This window comes from Methylobacterium sp. 275MFSha3.1 (assembly GCF_900108435.1).
In the GTDB taxonomy this organism is placed as follows: Bacteria; Pseudomonadota; Alphaproteobacteria; order Rhizobiales; family Beijerinckiaceae; genus Methylobacterium.
Genome location: NZ_FNWP01000006.1, coordinates 124825 through 143406 on the forward strand (window position 1 = coordinate 124825; position 18582 = coordinate 143406).

Sequence of the window (18582 nt, forward strand, 5' to 3'; positions counted from 1 at the left end):
CCGTGATCGACTACATCACCGGCTTCAACCTGCTGCCCGCGACCGGGGAGTTCGGCTACGACCCGCTGCCCTACCGGGCTTCCCGCTGGCCGCCCTCGGCGACCGAGCGCCCGTTCAAGCCGATCAACACCTACGCGGCGCCGGGCTCGGGGCGCACCGACTGCAGCCTCGCCCTCGACGCCCTGGCCGAGCAGGTGCCCGGCTGCACCACGGTCAATTTGCTCGTGGCGTGGTTCGGCTCCTCGATCGACGCGCGCGTCTGCAGGATCTACCCGTCGACGATCTACATCGACGGCTCGTTCCAGCGCATGGACGGGCCCGAGCCGGTGGAGGAGAACTGGCAGGTCTCGGGTCTGACGCAGCTTTCGCGGGGCCCAGGCGGCGCCCCGATCCTGATCCCGATCACCACCGTTGACGGCCAGGCGGTCTACGGCGGCACGCCGTCCGACCAGAGCGTGGTGCGCTGCCTGCGCGACCTGAAGGCGCGCGGCTACCGCGTCGTGTTCTACCCGTTCCTGCTGATGGACTGCCCCGGCTTCCCGTGGCGCGGGCGCATCGGCCTCGACGCCGACGGGACCGCGGCCGCTGCCGCGACGGTGGCCCGGATCCTCGGGCCGGCGCAGCCGTCGCAGTTCACCCGCCACCCCGACCGGCTCACGGTCGACTATGCCGACCCGGCCGACGACTACAGCTTGCGCCGGATGATCCTGCACTGCGCCAACCTGTGCGTGCTGGCCGGGGGCGTCGACCTATTCCTGCTCGGCTCCGAGCTGCGCGGCCTGGAGGCGATCCGCGGCCCGGGCTGGACCCGGGCGGGCACGACCGGCGCCGACGGCACCGTCACCTGGGACTACCCCTTCGTCGACGGGCTCGGGCAGCTCGCCGACGACGTGCGCGGGATCTTCGACGCGGCCGGCCTGACCCGGGACGCGGCGGCCTTGCGCAACCTGATCACCTACTCGCCGGACTGGTCGGTGTGGATGGGCGTGCAGCACCCCGGCGAGGCCGGCCAGTGGCCGCACCTCGACCAGCTCTACGCCCGGGACAGCATCGACCTCGTGGCGTTCGACAACTACCTGCCGCTGTCGGACTGGACCACGGCGGGCGGGCTCGACGCGGCGAACTGGACGGCGCCCGCGCCCGACCGGAGCCGCTGGCCGCCCGGGCCCGACACGATGAACGGCCTCGGGCTTTCGGGCGAGCCGACGCTGTACTCGATGGCCTACCTGAAGCGGAACATCGAGGGCGGCGAGAAGTACGACTGGTTCTACGTCGACTCGGACAATCTCGGGATCGGCCTCGACCCGCTCGGCTCGGATCAGCAGGTGTCGCGGCCGACCGGCGACCGCGTGACCCAGACCCGCAGCCGGTACTATCCGCGCCAGGAGATCCTGGCGAACAAGCAGCTGCGCTGGTGGTGGAAGAACCCGCACCGCGCCGTCTACGACGACGGCGACGGCCGGGGCTGGGTGCCGCGCGGGCTGGTCACGCGCTGGGTGCCGCTGTCGAAGTCGATCACCACGGTCGAGTACGGCTTCGGCTCGATCGACCGCGCGACCAACCAGCCCAACGTGTTCTACGACCCGAAGAGCACGGAGAGCTTCACCGCGTTCTGGTCGGTCTGGGACAGCGCCGACGGGGCGACCTACACGCCGAGGCGGGACGACACGCTCTGCGCGATGGCGCTGCGGGCGGTGTACGAATACTGGTACCGCGACGGCCACAACGAGGTCTCGGCCGCCGGGCTGCCGATGCTGCAGACCGCCTTCTTCGCGGTCTGGAACTGGGACGCGCGGCCGTTCCCGACCTTCCCGCTGCGCTCCGACGTCTGGGGCGACACCCTCAACTGGCCGGCGGGCCTGTGGGTCAGCGGCAAGGGGCCGGCGCTGCCGCCGCCGCCGCCCGACCCGTCACTGGTTCCGGGGCCGTACCCGACCTTCCCGGCGCTCTCCGGCCTAGCGTGGTCGGTGCGCTACGCGCCCGTGTTCCGCACCGGCGCGGCCGCACACGTCTCGGGCCGGGAGGCGCGGGCGGCGCGCGTACGGGCGCCGCCCTGGGAGATCGAACTGGCCTACGACGTGCTGGCGGCCGGCGATTTTGCGATGAGCGGGCTGGTGGGCGACTTCGAGCGCCTCGCGGGCTTCTACGGCCAAGTCGCAGGACGCGCCCTACCGTTCCACGTCGCCGTGCCGCCCGAGCTCGGGGCCGGATCCACTCTGCTCTGCCGCTTCGCCGACGACGACCTCGACCTGGAGCAGTTCATGTCGCTGCTGTTCGCCACCCAAGCCTTCCGGCTCGTGAGCGTGCGCGGGTGAGCGACACCCCGCCCGCCTTCCCCGCGCTGCCGGGCCAGGGTTGGTCCGTGCACAAGCGCCCGACCTTCGCGACGCGGCTCGCCCCGCACGTCTCGGGCCGGGAGGTGCGCGCGAGCCTCTACGCGGCGCTCTTGTGGGAGTTCGAGGTGACCTTCGACGGGCTCGCCGAGGGCTCGGCCTTCCCCGGGCTCGGCGCGAACTCGCTGCAGGCGCTGCTCGGCCTGTTCCTGCGCTGCCAGGGTCGCTTCGGGACCTTCCTCTACACGGATCCGACCGACAACGCGGTCGCGACCGGCGCGATCGGCGTCGGCGACGGTCGGTCACCGGCCTTCCCGGCGCTGCGCACGCTCGGCGGCTTCTCCGAGCCGGTCGGCTGGGTCACCGCCCTGCGCGCTGTCACCGTCGACGGCGCGCCCGCCCAGGGCTGGAGCCTCGCCGCGCCGAACCGGATCGTGCTGCCGGCGGCACCGGCGGCGGGCGCAGTGATCGGCGCCGCGTTCAGCTTCGCCTACCTGTGCCGCTTCCTCGACGACGTGCAGGACTTCGAGAACGTCATGGCCGGGCTGTGGAAGGCGGAAGGGATCAAGTTCCGGAGCGTGCGGACGTGAGGCCCGCCGAGCCCGCCCTCCTGGCCTACCTCGCCGCGATGCGCGCGCGGGCCGACAAGCGGCTGCTGATGGCCGACTGCTTCACCTTCACGCTGCTGTCCGGCCTGATCCTCGCCTACACCAACGCCGACGTCCCGATCGCGCTGAACGGCACCACCTACCGCGCCGATTCCGTGCTGGTGGACGGGCTGCGCTACCGCTGCACCACCGGCCTGGACGTCGACCAGCAGCGGATCACGGTCTCGGCCCGCCCGACCGACACGGTCGGCGGCGTGCCGTTCCTCGTGGCCCTGCGCGAGGGCGTGTTCGACGGCTGCACGATCCGGCGCGACCGGGCCTTTCTCACCGCCTGGGACGCCCCGCCGATCGGCGGCGTCACGCTGTTCACCGGGCGCCTGGCGAGCGTCGATCAGGTCGGGCGCACCGGCGCGACCCTGACGGTGGCGAGCGAGCTGACGCTGCTGGACATCGACCTGCCGCGCAACGTCTGGCAGCCGACCTGCAACCACACGCTCTACGACACCGGCTGCCGGCTCGTGCGGCAGGCCTACGCCTCGGCCGGGACTGTCGGCGACGGGGCGAGCGCGATATTCATCCCCTGGGCCGGCGCGAGCGAGGCACTGACGCAGGGCACGGTGACGTTCACCTCGGGCGGCAACATCGGGGTCTCGGCCACGATCAAGCTAGCGGACCCGACCGGTCTGACGCTCACCTACCCGCTGCCGGCGCTGCCGGCAGCGGGCGACGGCTTCACGGCCTACCAGGGCTGCGACCACACCCTCGGGACGTGCCGGTCCAAGTTCGCCAACGAGGCCAACTTCCGTGGCTTTCCGTTCGTGCCGACGCCAGAGGCTGCATTCTGACGGGCGAGGCCCGACGTGAGATGCGTCTGGTTTGAGTCCATGGCAGCCGCCCGCTGCGCTGTCGGCAGGCCCCGACAGCGTGCGTTTCACCCTTAGCAACGATGTCTTAGTCGGTTGTGTGCGACTGACTCGCCCAGAGGTGCGCCAGGGCGTCAGCGGAGAGGCTCCACCGATCACCTGTCCTGGACGATCACCATGCTGCATGTCCCGATCCAGATCGATCCGCCAAGCTCGACACGCGTGACGGCAGGATCTTGAATGTCCGCCGCGCGCTGTGATCCGCGCGCGCCATGGGCTGACTGTCAGAGTCTATGTTTGCACCTTTAGCTTCTGGGCCGAAGAAGGTTGAATATCAGTGCCAGGGCTAAATTGATGTTCAGGTCTCCTGCCCGATCGTACGCCGCTCTCGTCACATCACTTGTCGTTCTAGCTCTCGCGATTGCGTCAGGCGGGACTGCCTTGATCGTCGACATGTACGGTCAGGCGCTGCAGGATACAGAACGCAACCTCGTCGGCCTCTCCACGATCCTCGCTGATCAGGCCGATCGTTCGCTCCAAGCCCTCGAAATCGTTCAAGAAGCCATCATCGAGGACATGGCCGGCGCTAAGGTCGCGACTCCCTCGGAGTACGCTGCGGCGGCGAGCCGGCACGACTTACATGAGGCACTCAAAGCTCGCGTTGCGGCATTGCCGCAGGTCAACGCGGTCACGATCATCGATCAAACCGGCCGGCTCCTGAATTTCAGCCGCTTCTGGCCGATCCCAAACGTCAACATCGCAGATCGAGATTACTTCAAGGCGCTCGCGTCGGACCCGAAGCTGCAGCGGTTCATCAGCCGGCCGGTTCAGAACCGCGGCGACGGGGCCTGGACGATCTATATAGCGCGGAAGGTCACGGCGCCCGACGGAACGTTCCTCGGCCTCGTGCTCGGCGCGATCGAGCTCGGCTATTTCGAACGACTGTACCGGCAGATCGCGCCGACCGACGACGCTGTCGTCTCGGTCTTCCGCCACGACGGGATGCTGCTCGTCCGTCACCCCTATCGGGAAGACGTGATCGGCAAGATTCTGCCAACCACGGGGGCCGCGCTGATCGCCCAGAAAAATCCTCAGGGCGGCGTGATGCGCAACGTGAGCCCCGTCGATGATCAAGAACGCATCATCGCGACCAAGGCGCTCGCCGGGTACCCGCTTATTCTCAGCATCAGTCGCACGACGAAGGCGTGCCTGGCCCCCTTCCGCCGGCAGGCGCTCGCGGTCGGTTCAGCGACAGCACTCCTTCTGGTGTGCATCGCGGCCCTGTTTGGGCTCTTCCTTCGGGGAGCGAGCGCCGAGCGGCGGATCGCGAGCGCCGAAGTGCGCGCCCGAAGCGAGCGCGACTTGCGCGCCCATTACGAGCGGTTCGGCGTCGCACTCGACAACATGGTTCAGGGGCTATGCCTGTTCGACGCCGACGAGCGGCTCGTCATCTTGAATGAGCGCTTCGCCAGTCTCTACGCGATCCCCGAACACCTTCGGCAGCCCGGCACGAGAGCCGAGGATCTCCGCAGGTTTGTCCTGGCGCAGCACCGCGACGCAGGCGGGCCCTGGGATGGGGTGCTGACGCCGCCATCGCCCGGGGTGTCGTCGGACACGGCGAGCGTCGTGCATATGACCGACGATCGGGACATCAGCGTCCTCCGCGTGCGCCTTCCGGACGGAGGCTGGATATCGACCCATGAGGACATCACGGAGCGCCGTCGGAGCGAAGCGCGTTTGCGCTTCCTCGCGCGGCACGACGTTCTGACCCAATTGCCGAATCGCTTGCATTTCGAGGAAGTCGTCGAACTCGAACTGGCAGCAAGCACCGAGCGGGCCGGACATGTGGCCCTTCTCTCTCTCGATCTCGACGGCTTCAAGCAGATCAACGATCTCTTCGGACATCCGGCCGGAGACCGCCTGCTGATCGAGGTCGCTGCGCGCTTGACGGGATTGATCGGCGCGAGCGGCGCGGTCGCGCGCCTCGGCGGCGACGAATTCGCGGTCTTGGCGACAGATCTCGCCGCCACCGGGCAAGCTGCCGCGAGGGCCCAGGCCATCATCGAGGCACTCTCGACGCCCTACGCGGACGGTGCGCTGCAATATTCCATCAGTTGCAGTGTCGGGATCGCCCTCTTCCCGCACGATGGCGACACTTACGATGCGCTGCTGTCCGCCTCCGACATGGCGCTCGTGCGCGCCAAGAAGGAGAGCAAGGGCACCTACCGCTTCTTCGAGGCGGAGATGGACAAGGCGGCCTTCGAGCGGCAGCGATTGACCCTGGACCTGCGCGCGGCCATCGGCACGGGACAATTCGAGCTGCACTACCAGCCCCAGTTCATCGTCGCCTCGGATCGCGTCTCCGGCTTCGAGGCTCTCTTGAGATGGACACATCCGACCCGCGGGACGATTTCCCCCGCGCAGTTCATACCCCTCGCAGAGGAGACAGGGGCGATCCTCCCGCTCGGCGAATGGGTGCTGCGCGAGGCCTGCCGCGAAGCTGCAAGTTGGGCCACGCCGCTCGGCATCGCTGTCAATCTCTCGATCGCGCAGCTCCAGCAAGCTGACCTGTGCGATGTCGTCGGTGCGGTGCTTGAGGAGACCGGACTGAAGGCCGAGCGTCTCGAGATCGAAGTGACCGAAAGCCTGTTCCTGAAGGGGTCGGCACGCGCGCAGGAGATGCTGCGCGCCCTGAAGACACTCGGTGTGCGCATCTCGATGGATGATTTCGGAACCGGATACTCATCACTGGCCACGCTGGAAGCTTTTCCTTTCGACAAGATCAAAATCGATCGGTCGTTCGTGTGGCAGATCGGCGTGACGAGCAAAGGCGGCGCGATCGTCCGTGCAATCCTCAGTCTCGGCGAGAGCTTGAACATCCTGGTCATCGCGGAGGGCGTCGAGACAGAGGGGCAGCTGACCTTCCTACGGCAACACGGTTGTGCCGAGATACAAGGCTATCTGCGCGGCAAGCCGCAGCCGATCGCCTCTTATCGCCCGCTCATCGATCTCGATCGAGAGCTTGAGGTGGCTTAGCGACGCTTTGCCCGTACCCCGCAAGTGATTTTAACGGCTCTTGCAGAAGTTGATTGTCTGACTGCGACATTCGTAGGCAGAAAACGGTCCGACGGAAGTCAACTTGAGCGGACCTGGTGCACCAGGACTTGGCGTAAAAGCGTGTCGCCAATGCGGTTCTGCCTCGCCCCAGGCAGGGTTCAGCGTGTTGCCACGGGCCTAAATTTCAGCGCGTTGAGGGCTTCGCATGCTCGCTGAAGATGAAGCGCGCAGGATCCTCGTGCGCGAGGCCCGGGGCTGGCTCGGAACGCCCTACCACCCCTGTGCCGACCTGCGCGGCGTCGGCGTTGATTGCGGCATGCTCTTGGTGCGCGTGTTCGTCGATGCCGGCCTCGTGCCGGCCTTCGACCCGTGCCCCTACCCGCAGGACTGGCATCTCCACCGCGACGACGAGCGCTACCTCGGCTTCGTGTTCGATCGCGCCGCCGAGGTCGCTCGCCCGCAGCCCGGCGATGTCGTGGTGTTCCGCTACGGCCGGGCCTACGCCCATGGCGGAATCGTCACGGCGACAGAGCCGCTGACCCTCGTGCACGCCTTCTCGCCGGCCCAGGCCGTGATCGAGGAGCCGATCGCCCGCAACCCTGTCCTCGCCGAGCCGGGCCGGCGCCCGCGCTTCTTCAGCCTCTGGGCCGCAAGCGTGGCCGCCGAGGCCGACCAAGTCTGAGACCGCCATGAGCCTGTTCGGCGGGAAGAAGCGTACCGTCCGGCCGGACTACACCGGCCTGCAGGTTCAGACCGCCTCGAGCGCGCTGCCGATCCCGATCGTCTACGGGACCAACCGCATCGCCCCGAACGTCATCTGGTCCGACGGCTTCCAGACGCACGCGCAGCGCGGAAAGAAGGCCGGCGGCAAGGGCGGCGGCCGCCACGGCGTCACCGGCTACACCTACTCGACCTGGATCATGTTCGGCCTCGCCGAGGGGCCGGTCCAGGGCATCGGCGAGGTGTTCAGCGGCCAGTCGGTCACGCCGTTCCCGACCAACTTCCTCAGCCTCATCCCCGGCGACACCCCGCAGCAGCCCTGGGGGCCGGCGCTGGCCCGCTACCCGGCCGCCGCGCTGCCCTACAACGGCACCGCCTACCTCGCCTCGCCCTACTTCGACCTGGGTTCCAGCGCGACCATCTCGTCGATCGCCTTCGAGGTGGTCGGGCGGCTCGCCGGCACCGCAGGGCCGCTCGGGCAGGATGCCGACCCGGCCGCGCTGATCTCGGACTTCCTGACCAACGCGCAGTACGGTGTCGGCCTGCCGGCTTCCGCCCTCAGCGGCGCGGCCCTGTTCGGCGCCTCGGGCGACGCGTCCTACCAGACCTACTGCGCGGCCCTCGGCCTCGGGCTGAGCCCGGCGCTCACCGACGCCGAGACCGCCAATTCGCTCCTGGCGCGGTGGCTGCGGCTGACCAACAGCGCGGCGGTGTGGTCGGGCGCGCGGCTCAGGATCGTCCCCTACGGCGACCAGGTCGTGACCGGGGTGACGCATACCGGCGCCAGCGTCACCTACGTGCCCGACGTCGCGCCGGTCTACGATCTCACCGACGACGACATCCTGGCCGCCGAGGGCGACGATCCGGTGCGGGTCGCGCGCAGCGATCCCTACGGGCTGCCCAACGTCCAGCGCGTCGAGTGCTCCGACCGGAGCCACGGCTACACCGCGACGACGGTCGAGGCGCGCGACCAGGGCGCGATCGAGCGCTACGGCCTGAAGGTCGGGGGGACCATCACCGCCCGCGAGATCTGCGCGCTCTCGATTGGCCGGCTCGTGGCGCAGCTCGCCCTGCAGCGCGCCCTGTACATCCGCAACACCTACACGTTCCGCCTGTCCTGGGAGTTCTGCCTCCTGGAGCCGATGGACGTCGTGACCCTGACCGACCCGGGGCTCGGGCTCGCCCGGGCGCCGGTGCGCATCACGGCGATCGAGGAGGACGAGGACGGGCTGCTCACCGTCACGGCCGAGGAGTTCCCGCGCGGGACCGCGACCGCGGCGGCCTATCCTACGGTCGGCGCGATCGGATCGGCGGTCGACCGCGACCGGGCGCCCGCGCCGGTCAACGCTCCGCTCATCTTCGAGCCGCCCGCCGCGCTGACGGGCGGCGTGCCGCAGGTCTGGATCGCGGCCTCGGGCGCGAACGCCGACCCGTACTGGGGCGGGGCGAACGTCTGGGTCTCGCGCGACGGCGCCAGCTTCGTCGAGATCGGCACGATCACGGGCCCGGCGCGCCAGGGCGTTCTCGCCGCGGATCTGGCCAGTCCCTCCGGGCCCAATCCCGATCGCGCCAACACGCTCGCGGTCGATCTCGGCCGCTCCGGCGGCACGCTGGCCTCGGCCAGCGAGGCCGACGCGCGGGACGGCGTGACCCTCGCCCTGGTCGGCCAGGAACTGGTGTCCTTCGCCACCGCGACGCTCACCGCCCCGCACGTCTACGCCCTGACCTATCTGGAGCGCGGGCTCTCCGGCTCGCCGGCCGGCGCGCACCCGGCCGGGACATCCTTCACCCGGCTCGACGAGGCGGTGTTCCGCTACAGCGTGCCGGCGGCCTATATCGGCACGCCGCTCACCGTGAAGCTGCAGGCGTTCAACATCTTCGGCGGCGCGGCCCAGGACCTCGCGACCTGCACGCCCTACACGGTGACGCCGGTCGGCTCGGGCCGGTTCGGTCCGGTCGCCGAGACGCTCGCTGTCGGCAGCGGCCCGGATCTGGGGCTTGCCTCGCAGGCCGCCACGCGGAGCGACGATTTCGGCCTCGCCTCCGACCCCTATCCCAACTTCCTCGACCTGGGGCTCGCCTCATCATGAGCGTGCGCACGCAGTGGCTGCGGGACGCGTGGTCGTTCCTCGCGACCTTCGTTGGCCGACCGGGCGAGTTCGTCGTCGACACCACGAACTGGCGCCTCGTCGTCCACGACGGCGTCACGCCCGGCGGCCATCCGGCCGTCTCCGCGGGAGACCTGAAGGGCGGCGTGCCGGCCCTGGGCGTCAACACCGCCGCCGACACCACCAACCGCCTGGCGGTGAAGTCCGAGGCCGCGCTGCTCTCGTGGGACGAGGTCACCCCGGGGGCCGGCAACATGCGGCTGACCCTCAACAAGAAGGCCGCGGCCAACGACGCCGGTCTCGTGCTCCAGACCGGCTACGCCAGCCGGGTCCTGTTCGGCACGCTGGGCAGCGACGACCTGACCGTGAAGACGAGCCCGGACGGCACCGCCTTCCGGACGGCCATGTCGGTCTCGGCGGCGACGGGCTATCTCGGCCTGTCGGGGGTCACCGATCCGGGCGCGCCGGTGCACGTCCAGGGTCTCGGCGCGAAGCCCGCCGTGCAACTCGACGCCTACGGGGGCGATGCCGCCGGCAATCACGGGCCCGTCGCCAACTGCCGCGCCCGGGCCGCGCGCGGCGCGCCGGGCGCGCCGCTGCCGCTCAAGGCGACCGACACACTCCTCGGCCTGTTCGGGGCCGGCTACCACACGGGAGGCGCCTACACGGCCGACGCCGTCGCGCTGCTCGGCGTTGCCGAGGAGGATCTCACGGCGACGGCGCAGGGCACCGGCCTGGATGTCCAGACCACGGCGCCGGGCACGGCCGCGCGCCGGTCAGTGGTGAAGGTCCGCGGCAACGGCGCGCTGGAGCTGCAGCCGCTGTCCGCGGAGCCTGCGGGCGGCGCACAGGGCCAGATCTACGCGGACAGCACCCTGACGGCGCTCCGATGGCACGACGGCGCCGCCTGGAGCCGGATCACCAACTTTGCCAAAGCCGCCGCGTCCACGAACTTCGACAACTACGTCCCGGCGGATGCCTGGACGAAAGTCCAGTTCAACACCACCGACAGCAACGACCAGGGCGCCTTCGACGCGGCGAAGAACCGTTTCGTCGCCATCGAGGCCGGCCTGCACGGCTTCGACGTCGCGCTGACCTACAAGCGGAACGGGTCCAGCGCGCCGACGGCGCTGGAGGTGCAGCTCTACCGGAACGGCGTGGCGGCCGGGCGCGGGCGCGCCGCGGCGACCGGCGCGCTCGTCGACGGCGTCAGCGCGGTCAACCTCGCGTCGGTCCTGAGGCTGGCGGCGAAGGACACCGTCGAGGTCTTCGTGCGGTTCACTGGCGCCGACGGCTACGTGGCTGCGGCCGACTCCTTCTTCGGTGCCCGACAGCTGCCGTGATCGCCCCCAGCCGTCGGTACGGCAGCGGTCCTCATCCGACGCTCGGACAGGAGTCTCCCATGGACCTCTCACCCCTCGGACGCGCGGCCCTGGCGGCGCGCGAAGGCTGCCGGCTGCGCGCCTACCGGGACAGCGTCGGCGTCTGGACGATCGGCCGGGGCCACACCAGCGCCGCCGGGCCGCCGGCCGTGATCGACGGGATGACCCTCACCCAGGCCGAGGCGGACGCGCTCTTTGCCGCCGATCTCTTGCCCTACGTCGCGTCCGTGCGCGCTGCGCTGGCCAAGCCGGTGCCGCAGCCATTCTTCGACGCCTGCTGCTCGCTGTGCTTCAACATCGGCCAGGCGAATTTCGCGCACGCGAGCCTCGTGCGCCTGGCCAACGCCAGCGATCTGCCGCAAGCCGTCGAGGCCTTCCTGCTGTGGGACCGGCCGACCGCGATCCTGGCGCGCCGGCAGGGCGAGCGGGACCAGGCTGCGCTGCCCACCTACGGCCTCGTCTACGCCCGCCGCGGGGATCCCGCGCCGGTGCGGGCGCCGGAGCGACCGGCACTCGCCGCGCCGGCGCGGCCCGACCCGCTCGTGCCGATGACCGGCACGGCCGACGCGGCGGCGGAGTCCTGGTGGCTGCGCCTGCGCGACGCCATCCGCCACAACATGCAGACGGGTGCCTGACCATGGGATTCCTTGCCCTCCTCCCGACGCTGCTCGGCGCGCTCGGCCCGATCCTCGCGAAGGTGCTGCCCGACGAGGGTCAGCGCCTGTAGGTGCAGCTGGAGTTGCAACGCGCGCTGATCGAGCAGCAGGGCGATCTCGGCCGGGCCATGGCCGAGGTGATGAAGGCCGATGCCGGCTCGGAGAGCCCGCTCGCCCGCAACGCCCGGCCGATCACCGTGCTCTGGGCGCTGGCGATGATCACCTGGGTCGGCGTGGTCTCGCCCATGGTCGGCCTGCAGGTGGAGGTGGTCGCCGCGCTCAAGGGCGTGCCGGCCGAGCTGTGGTCGCTGCTCACCGTGGGCATCGGCGCCTACATGCTGGCCCGCTCGGTCGACAAGATCGTGCCGCAGGTGGTCGGGTCGAAGGGTTGATTCCCGGACCGTCGGGCGCGCGGTCGTGACGGACGAGACCCCACCCCGGGCGCGGACAGCGTGTGCGGGCCGCGGCGAGCGAAGGACCGGAGCCATGACGGATCATCTGCCCGAATGGATCGGGCGTCTGATCGAGCGCGTGGAGGCGACCGGGCGGCAGATGGACGCGCTCGGGGGCAAGCTCGACCGCATGGACGAGAAGCTGGAGGGCGTGGCCTATCGGCGCGACATCGAGCACTTCGTGGTCCGCGATGAGATCGAGCGGCGGATCGACAAGGCGGTCGACGGCGCGAAGGCGGAGGCCGCCAAGGGGCTGGCCGAGGTCGCCGGGCAGGTGCGGGACCTGCGCAAGATCGGCTGGGGCCTGGCCTCGGCGGCGCTACTGGCCTTCGGGGGGATCGTGCTGGCGAAGATCGGGCTGGCGGGCCGGTGAGCCGGATCGACGACTGAACCGCGCTGCCATCCTGCGCGTAGACCGGGCCTCGACACTCCCCAGCGAGATCACCTCGAACCGCCCGGCACCGGCCGGAGCGATATTTCGCGACACTCGACCCTCAAATGAGGGGGTACGGCTCAAGTTCTGCCGTTACTGTGGTGGCAGCCCGAGACCCAAACCTTCAGCCCCGCCGGCACCGCCGCGCGGGGTTTTCTCACATCGTGCTCCGCTCTTCAGACGCGCTCTAATTGCAGGTCAGCTTCCGGCCTTCGGCCATGCCGACCTTCCGGTAGTGTTCCAGACCGGACTTGATCGCTCGGCCGATGACCGCTCGGCGCACGTCCGGATTGCAGCGCAGATATTCCATCTCGTTGAAAGCGTAGTCGCCACGCCCGCCCCGCGAGCCTCGGTCATAGTCACGATCGTAGTCGCGGCGGTCACGGTCGCCGTAGCCTCGATCGCCATAGCCCCGATCTCCGTAGCCCCGATCACGGGGTCCGTAGTCGCCGCGATCGTAGCCGTAGTCGCGTCCGCCGTATGGCTGCGCGAAGGCCGGAGCGGCTCCGCTGAGTAGCGCTAGGCCAAGGACGGTCGCCGAGATCACCTTCATGTCGTGCTCTCCGTTGTTGCGAGGCGTGAACGCTTTCAAAGGTGGGTGGTTCGATTTGCCTGGGCGAGCGTCGAGTCCTCGCTCCCAGCGTCACTACCGTTGGAGGGCTTGTCTTTCCGTGCTCTTCACCCACTCTCAGTGTCAGGTTTGGCGGGATTCCTCCCTTGTCGGTGCCGAGCCTAAGAAGCCCGCCCGGTCCGCCGGCGCGGGCTTTTTCGTGGCCGATCGCCGCAATCAACTGTCCACCATCCGATGCAGCAAGATGGGCCAAACGGGCGCCGTCTCCGTTCTGGGGGCCATGAGCCTCCCCGGCCATTCTCAAAAGGGTCTCATGAGGTCCGGCTCGGATGCGATGGCGGATCTGTCCGACGCCGTCTTCGTCGAACGATGGCGCCTTATCACGGGCGAGCCGCCTGCTATCCTGCTGAGTTCCCGTACCGAGATGCTGGCGCTGCTCGTGGAATGCACCCCTGCGGCGTCGCTCGATCTAGCCGTCCCGGCTTGGGACTACTCCGAGGCCAACGATCGCACGAGCAGGTAACCGCCGCCGGCCATCGTGACGCCGAGCCAAGTTGCGTATCGGCTCGGCTCTTCGAACCGGCGCTGGCGCTTTGGGTTAGCTGCGTGGGGGGTATCCGTTCACGGAGGCGTGAGTGCCCCGCTACTTCTTCGACATCAATGACGGCCGCAACGAGCGCGACGAAGTGGGCTTTGAGTGCGCTGACCTTCAGGCTGCGGTCAGGCACGCCAAGCAGGCGCTTCCCGAGATCGCGGCCGATGAGGTGCCTAGAGATGGCGAGCGGCATGCCCTGACTGTCCTGATCAGGGACGAGAACGGCCAAGCCGTCTATCTGGGCGCCCTTGCCTTCACGGGAACATGGTTGCTCGCTTAGTGCCTCAGCGAGACTCGGCTCACACGCTGGTGAGATCGGACGTTCCCCCTGCGCTCAGTGAATTCACGAGGCACTCCCTCGTTAGTTCATGTGTCGGCGCCACTCCCGCCTCTCCCGCTGGGCTAGCTTGCGTCCCAGGGCCATCAGCAGTGCGTCCGCACAAGCTTTCAACTCTGGATCCTTCAGGTCTGCGATCGCTTCCTGCGCGGTGATGGCGTGCTCAGCGGCCCGCTCCAGTTGCTCTTCCGCCAAGCATAGCTCCTCCGCTTCAAGGGCGCCCTCGTTCATCCTCAGTTGGGTGACGTCGACAAGGATTCCGCGGCCACTTTGAGGCCTACCAACATGGTCTCTGGTGAAGCGTCCGCGCGCCAGCACCCACCGCATCTGGCCATCGACAGATTTCACTCGATGTTCCACAAGATAAGCGCCGCCTTCCCGCGCACAACCGCAAAACAGCGCCGCTATACGCTCTTGCTCACAGCCGTGGATACTCTGGATGAAGCATGTTAGCGGCAAGCCTTCTGCCGCCTGATCTGGGTCTAGATTGAACAAGAGCGCAACTACAGCGTCAACGCGGATCCGGTCAGTCGCAGCATCCCAAGTCCAAGAACCAATTACGTCAAGCTCGTCGAGTGCAATTTGGAACGCTGAAGTGAGATAGTGTATATTATCACACAGAAATTTGCTCACCGCTGATCCCATGGCAAATCAAAGCGACCCCCAATCTATTGATCGATAATCAATCAACCTCAAGTGAGGCGATACAAATTTGTGCAACTGTCGCGTGCTGGAGGTAGCCCATCAAGCTAGGTCGCCGACGCGAATGTATACAAGATCGGCAGCATCTACCCATGATGGAATACAAAATGGGATCGAAGTCACCGCCTGTGCGCAAAACTTCCCATGGAGAGCGCGGCGAGAACGAGGCATTTGAGCACAGGGTTTCTCAGCGGCCTCCGGCAGGACGACACCTTGTAACGCGGATCGCTGAAGCATTACAGCTCCCAGAGCGAGTACTGTATGCGCCTGCTCATAAAGTAACGCCGTACCAAGCCAGTGAGAGCAAAGCGGCCATCAATCCTGCGGTTGAGTGCGATGCGCTTCTGAGCGCATACAACCGTATCCAAGATCCCGAAGAGCGGCGCCGCGTCCTTCTGCTTGTACAAGAGGCGGCTGATCGAGCCTGATTTTGCTGGCACGCTCCCCCGCCCCGTGAGCAGATCGGGGCGGGGCCGAGCGGGCTAGGGCAGGTAGCTTTCCTCAACGGAATGTGCGGATCCAGTGTGGGCCGATCTCGATGTAGAGACGTCGTCCGCGCTGCTCACAACGATAGCGCCATTCCAACGCGATCAGGTCCATAGCCTGGTCGATACGGGCGGCCGCCAGCGGCTCGGAGCAGCCGATTTTGATGACGTTGAGAAGTTGAAATTTCGGGTCGGCCATGCCGTAGCGGCCCGCGATTCGCTTCATGTCCTTGTCGATCGCGATCAGAACCGCTTCGTTGAGCTGTGCCGCTTTCGCCACGAGGTAGTCATCAGAGCCCGGCGAAAGCGCGGCGCCGTGGCGGATGGCTTCATAGCCACTTTGCTCGAAGGTTCGTGCGACGGAGACAGGTACGCCCTCATCAAGGAGGACGCGGAAGACAGGCTGTTCGGCGACGGCCCTAAGCGGCGGCGTCGTGGGCCAGGGCCGCTTCAACGTCGCGCTCCGTCAGCGTCGGGTACTCTTCGATGATCTGCTCGACCGTGTAGCCGGCGTCGGCATAGGCCTTGATGCTTGCGACCTGAATCGCGGTCCCCGCGATCACCGGGTTGCTCCTCGCGACCCCGCGCACGCTCTGGACCTTCCCGTAGTTGTCGGGGTTCCGCGTGCGCAGCTGTCGGACGTTTCGCTCCATGTCCGCTCGCACGATCTCGAGCGGGATGCTGAGCACGCCCTGGCCTGTCGTGACCTCCTCACGCCGTCCTGTCTCGGGATGGTTGAAGACCACGCGCTTGTTGAGGACGTAAAGGGTCGTCCGCGCCCAGACATCGTCGCCCAGGTCGGCGAGCTCTGCCTTCACCTCACGGAGATGCTGCAGCGAGACGCCGCTATCATTCCGTAGGCGATCCAGCACCTGCAGGCAGATGAGATCTCGGAAGGAGTAGAGGCGCGTCTCCTCCCCCTCGCTGAGTTCGACCTTCAGGCTCGGCTCGAAAAAGGACGTGCGTCTCCAGTACCTGAGCTGCGTCAGGCTGATGCCCGTCAGGCGCTGCGCTTCGTCCTCGGTGAAGGCAGCGATGACGGTCCTGGATCCACCCGTCGCCATGAGGAGAGACATACTCTGAGTTGAGAGCAGCGCAAATGGGCGCGGCGTCACGCTGCACCGAACGTCAGGTCCGCCGTCGCCTCCTGGCGCGACCAGATCGAGCGCTTTGAAGCCGTCATCAGCCCGTGGCATGTGAGGCCATGACCTATCGTGTTGAATTCCGCAGAGACGGCGCTGTCATCGGCGAGGCCGAGGGGCTTGAGGATCGAGCTGCGGCCAAGCGGCTCGCGGAAGCAGAGATCGCCCAACGCGACGCCGAGATCGCACTCGTGATCGACGTGGATGGGACAGGAATGGAGGTCGCGTCCATCAGGCGGGATGCCATGAAGTGGGACGACGAGTAAGGACACCGCCAGGTCGCTTCTGCGGCTACCGGACGAAGCCCGGTCAGACCTAGGGGCCGCCGGTCTGGGAGTGCGCGGCCAAGGTGCGCGGCTGAAGCGGCCATTCCCACAAGAGCTTTGAAGATGGCGGGTCGGGTCCGCACCGAAGGGCGATGGGCGCAAGAACCCGACCTGCCTGCCGCAAACCGGTTGGGGACGGGCTTTGCGACAGGCCGGTGATCACATCCGCCGGTTACAGCATGATTTCAGCCTGGGGCTGCAACTGACATCAGATCGCGCCCGGCGCCAACGGCACCCCGGTCAGAGCGCTCCAAGCCCTTGGCCCAGCGCACCGTTTTGGCGGCCCTTTCCAATCTGGCGACCATTCGGCCGTACCCCGCCGGCCATGTTTGACCTCCCGCCCGCCGTCGCCGCTTGGCGCGACCTGATCCCCGCGGGTTGTGCTATGAGGCTCCGCCTGCCGATGGCCAGCCCGAGTTCCGCCGCTAAGAAGCGTCCTTTAATCACGGGGAGCGGGATAATCGCGCGCTCCCTAGCTCGACCTCCCAAGAGGGCACGATACTTTATTGCGCGATCTAATCTGGGGCCGAATAACTAATCTACGTAAAAATCCGCGATATTAAACGGCCAAACGAACTCAAATGATGGATGAATCCACGATAATAATCTGCTAAATGCAGCTCTCGAAACAGACGAGGGCCTTGATGCGCGACTCAGCCTTGGTGGCCCTGGAGGTTTTGGTAGTGCCTCCAGATGTCAGCCCAACACCTGAGACGCTCATCCTCCGCGAGCACATCCGCCGGATCCTGCGCAAGCTCCCGTGCCCCGCGGCCAGCGCTCAGTACAGCTGAAGGGAGCGAAGCACGACGCCATCGGCGGTGTGGATCTCTACGCACCATCGCTCGTCAGGATCGGCCAATTCGCCCCGCGCGCGCATCTCGGCGATCAGCTGCGTCGCCTCGGCCACGGCAACCTCGATCGAGCTAGCCAATACACCCTCCTCGTCCTCGATGACCTCGCCCGGCCCCCTCAGACGGAAATGGTATCGCTCTGCCATGTCGCTCCTGCTCACGCCGTTGGGACAGCACTTCAACGGCGCGAGGGTTAGCATTTGATGGACAGACCACTTGATATGGCTGCCACACCAAGCTGATGAACACGGAGATGCGTTTGCATCCGGGAGGAGCCCTGCCACCGGTCTGGGAGTTCGTAGCCAAGAGGCGCGGCTGACGATCAGCCCTGCAAGCTCTCGGCGAAGTCGTCGGGGATCTCGCCCCACTGGCCGAGGATCGTGACGCCCTCCAGCTCGCCGGTCTCATCGTCGGCCACCACCTTCAGCGCCGCCGCGCCCGGCATCCGCTTGGCCAGGTTCTCAGCCTTCTTCACCGCCCCGCTCTCGGTCTGTGCCGGCTCCTGCCGGGCCGGCCGCAGCCGCTTCCGGTGGACTTCGAAAGGCTGCACCACGAACGCCGTCTTCGTCTCCTCCTCCGGTCGGCCTCGGTAACGTTAAGGCCCGCTCGCTATTGCTGATTCTGGGAGCCTTCCACACCGATCCCCCGCTATCCGAGCCGCCGCTGATCAGACGGTTGAACCGCGATCCCCCCTGCGCTTTGTTCCCAGTCTGTTCTAGCCGGGAATCGGAACGCGATGCACGCTCTCCCGCATGAGCCACCTGTGGAGTTTCGTCTCACCGAGGCAGAGGCGATCGCGCTCCACTACTACCAGTCCGCACATCGAGATGGCTGGGCGGCCCTCGTGCAGGCGATCGCCGACGCCCTTGCCGACATCGATGCCGCGGAGCGCCACATCGCGGACCATGGGCGACTTGTCTCCGACGGTTACGCACGCGGTCGCGTCTCCGCAGCCTGAACC

20 protein-coding genes are annotated in these 18582 nt (G+C 67.7%); 14 read left to right on the top strand and 6 right to left on the bottom strand.

Features of this window, described 5'->3' with window-relative positions; genetic code table 11:
• Positions 1–2 precede the first annotated feature (2 nt).
• From BLW78_RS08580 to BLW78_RS08625, 10 genes are all read left to right on the top strand, one after another.
• Positions 3–2315, top strand: coding sequence for a baseplate megatron protein TIM-barrel domain-containing protein (locus tag BLW78_RS08580; protein WP_244526851.1), 2313 nt, complete (start codon positions 3–5; stop codon positions 2313–2315).
• Positions 2312–2923, top strand: a complete 612-nt coding sequence (locus BLW78_RS08585; RefSeq protein WP_091678523.1) for a DUF2460 domain-containing protein — start codon at positions 2312–2314, stop codon at positions 2921–2923. Before BLW78_RS08580 ends, BLW78_RS08585 begins: the two co-directional genes overlap by 4 nt.
• On the top strand, positions 2920–3786 hold the full coding sequence (locus BLW78_RS08590; RefSeq protein WP_091678526.1) for a DUF2163 domain-containing protein: 867 nt from the start codon (positions 2920–2922) through the stop codon (positions 3784–3786). Before BLW78_RS08585 ends, BLW78_RS08590 begins: the two co-directional genes overlap by 4 nt.
• 459 nt (positions 3787–4245) lie before the next feature.
• Positions 4246–6840: a bifunctional diguanylate cyclase/phosphodiesterase gene (locus BLW78_RS08595; protein WP_244526857.1), complete on the top strand. Its 2595-nt coding sequence runs from the start codon at positions 4246–4248 to the stop codon at positions 6838–6840.
• 226 nt (positions 6841–7066) lie between these two features.
• On the top strand, positions 7067–7543 hold the full coding sequence (locus tag BLW78_RS08600) for a C40 family peptidase (RefSeq protein ID WP_091678531.1): 477 nt from the start codon (positions 7067–7069) through the stop codon (positions 7541–7543).
• Between the two features lie 7 nt (positions 7544–7550).
• On the top strand, positions 7551–9671 hold the full coding sequence (locus tag BLW78_RS08605; protein ID WP_091678533.1) for a phage tail protein: 2121 nt from the start codon (positions 7551–7553) through the stop codon (positions 9669–9671).
• Positions 9668–11032 carry a hyaluronate lyase N-terminal domain-containing protein gene (locus BLW78_RS08610; RefSeq protein ID WP_091678536.1) on the top strand — a complete coding sequence of 455 codons (1365 nt, stop codon included), beginning with the start codon at positions 9668–9670 and terminating at the stop codon, positions 11030–11032. The genes BLW78_RS08605 and BLW78_RS08610 overlap by 4 nt, the downstream gene beginning before the upstream one ends.
• Before the next feature lie 59 nt (positions 11033–11091).
• Entirely contained in the window at positions 11092–11706 is a 615-nt protein-coding gene (locus tag BLW78_RS08615) for a lysozyme (RefSeq protein WP_091678539.1), read from the top strand.
• A gap of 104 nt (positions 11707–11810) precedes the next feature.
• On the top strand, positions 11811–12119 hold the full coding sequence (locus BLW78_RS08620) for a 3TM-type holin (RefSeq protein ID WP_139307688.1): 309 nt from the start codon (positions 11811–11813) through the stop codon (positions 12117–12119).
• A gap of 94 nt (positions 12120–12213) precedes the next feature.
• A complete protein-coding gene (locus BLW78_RS08625; RefSeq protein WP_091678545.1) occupies positions 12214–12552 on the top strand; it encodes a hypothetical protein in 339 nt (112 codons plus the stop codon).
• 247 nt (positions 12553–12799) lie between these two features.
• Here BLW78_RS08625 and BLW78_RS08630 read toward each other — a convergent pair whose 3' ends face one another.
• Entirely contained in the window at positions 12800–13165 is a 366-nt protein-coding gene (locus BLW78_RS08630) for a hypothetical protein (RefSeq protein WP_076728973.1), read from the bottom strand.
• 118 nt (positions 13166–13283) lie between these two features.
• Between BLW78_RS08630 and BLW78_RS08635 the strand changes: the two genes are divergently transcribed.
• Together BLW78_RS08635 and BLW78_RS08640 are read left to right on the top strand one after the other, a co-directional pair.
• Positions 13284–13706, top strand: a complete 423-nt coding sequence (locus tag BLW78_RS08635) for a hypothetical protein (protein WP_139307689.1) — start codon at positions 13284–13286, stop codon at positions 13704–13706.
• A 112-nt stretch (positions 13707–13818) separates the two neighbouring features.
• The gene (locus BLW78_RS08640) at positions 13819–14058 is read left to right on the top strand and encodes a DUF6894 family protein (RefSeq protein ID WP_091678550.1); all 240 of its coding nucleotides are present in this window, start codon (positions 13819–13821) and stop codon (positions 14056–14058) included.
• Positions 14059–14139: 81 nt separating this feature from the next.
• On the opposite strand, the gene BLW78_RS08645 is transcribed toward BLW78_RS08640, so the two are convergent.
• The 3 genes from BLW78_RS08645 to BLW78_RS08660 all read right to left on the bottom strand — a co-directional run bounded on the left by BLW78_RS08645 (position 14140) and on the right by BLW78_RS08660 (position 16378).
• Entirely contained in the window at positions 14140–14748 is a 609-nt protein-coding gene (locus tag BLW78_RS08645; protein WP_244526858.1) for a PAS domain-containing protein, read from the bottom strand.
• Positions 14749–15318: 570 nt separating this feature from the next.
• On the bottom strand, positions 15319–15756 hold the full coding sequence (locus tag BLW78_RS08655) for a DUF5615 family PIN-like protein (RefSeq protein ID WP_091678556.1): 438 nt from the start codon (positions 15754–15756) through the stop codon (positions 15319–15321).
• Positions 15722–16378: a DUF433 domain-containing protein gene (locus BLW78_RS08660; protein WP_091678563.1), complete on the bottom strand. Its 657-nt coding sequence runs from the start codon at positions 16376–16378 to the stop codon at positions 15722–15724. The genes BLW78_RS08655 and BLW78_RS08660 overlap by 35 nt, the downstream gene beginning before the upstream one ends.
• A gap of 128 nt (positions 16379–16506) precedes the next feature.
• Between BLW78_RS08660 and BLW78_RS08665 the strand changes: the two genes are divergently transcribed.
• Complete coding sequence (locus tag BLW78_RS08665) at positions 16507–16710, top strand: hypothetical protein (protein ID WP_091678572.1); 204 nt, start codon at positions 16507–16509, stop codon at positions 16708–16710.
• Positions 16711–17548: 838 nt separating this feature from the next.
• On the opposite strand, the gene BLW78_RS08670 is transcribed toward BLW78_RS08665, so the two are convergent.
• Positions 17549–17767 (bottom strand): DUF6894 family protein, encoded by a 219-nt coding sequence (locus tag BLW78_RS08670; RefSeq protein ID WP_091678575.1) that lies wholly within the window; start codon positions 17765–17767, stop codon positions 17549–17551.
• Positions 17768–17943: 176 nt separating this feature from the next.
• Positions 17944–18174 carry a hypothetical protein gene (locus tag BLW78_RS08675; RefSeq protein WP_091678578.1) on the bottom strand — a complete coding sequence of 77 codons (231 nt, stop codon included), beginning with the start codon at positions 18172–18174 and terminating at the stop codon, positions 17944–17946.
• A 210-nt stretch (positions 18175–18384) separates the two neighbouring features.
• On the opposite strand from BLW78_RS08675, the gene BLW78_RS08680 reads away from it, so the two are divergent.
• On the top strand, positions 18385–18579 hold the full coding sequence (locus BLW78_RS08680; protein WP_091678581.1) for a hypothetical protein: 195 nt from the start codon (positions 18385–18387) through the stop codon (positions 18577–18579).
• The last annotated feature ends 3 nt before the right edge of the window (positions 18580–18582 follow it).

Excerpts from the sequence above, each read along its gene's own strand:
- BLW78_RS08630 (WP_076728973.1), bottom strand. The coding sequence starts at position 13,165 with ATGAAGGTGATCTCGGCGACCGTCCTTGGCCTAGCGCTACTCAGCGGA.
- BLW78_RS08615 (WP_091678539.1), top strand. The coding sequence starts at position 11,092 with ATGGACCTCTCACCCCTCGGACGCGCGGCCCTGGCGGCGCGCGAAGGC.
- BLW78_RS08665 (WP_091678572.1), top strand. The coding sequence starts at position 16,507 with ATGACCTATCGTGTTGAATTCCGCAGAGACGGCGCTGTCATCGGCGAG.
- BLW78_RS08670 (WP_091678575.1), bottom strand. The coding sequence starts at position 17,767 with ATGGCAGAGCGATACCATTTCCGTCTGAGGGGGCCGGGCGAGGTCATC.
- BLW78_RS08605 (WP_091678533.1), top strand. The coding sequence starts at position 7,551 with ATGAGCCTGTTCGGCGGGAAGAAGCGTACCGTCCGGCCGGACTACACC.
- BLW78_RS08600 (WP_091678531.1), top strand. The coding sequence starts at position 7,067 with ATGCTCGCTGAAGATGAAGCGCGCAGGATCCTCGTGCGCGAGGCCCGG.
- BLW78_RS08610 (WP_091678536.1), top strand. The coding sequence starts at position 9,668 with ATGAGCGTGCGCACGCAGTGGCTGCGGGACGCGTGGTCGTTCCTCGCG.
- BLW78_RS08625 (WP_091678545.1), top strand. The coding sequence starts at position 12,214 with ATGACGGATCATCTGCCCGAATGGATCGGGCGTCTGATCGAGCGCGTG.
- BLW78_RS08660 (WP_091678563.1), bottom strand. The coding sequence starts at position 16,378 with ATGTCTCTCCTCATGGCGACGGGTGGATCCAGGACCGTCATCGCTGCC.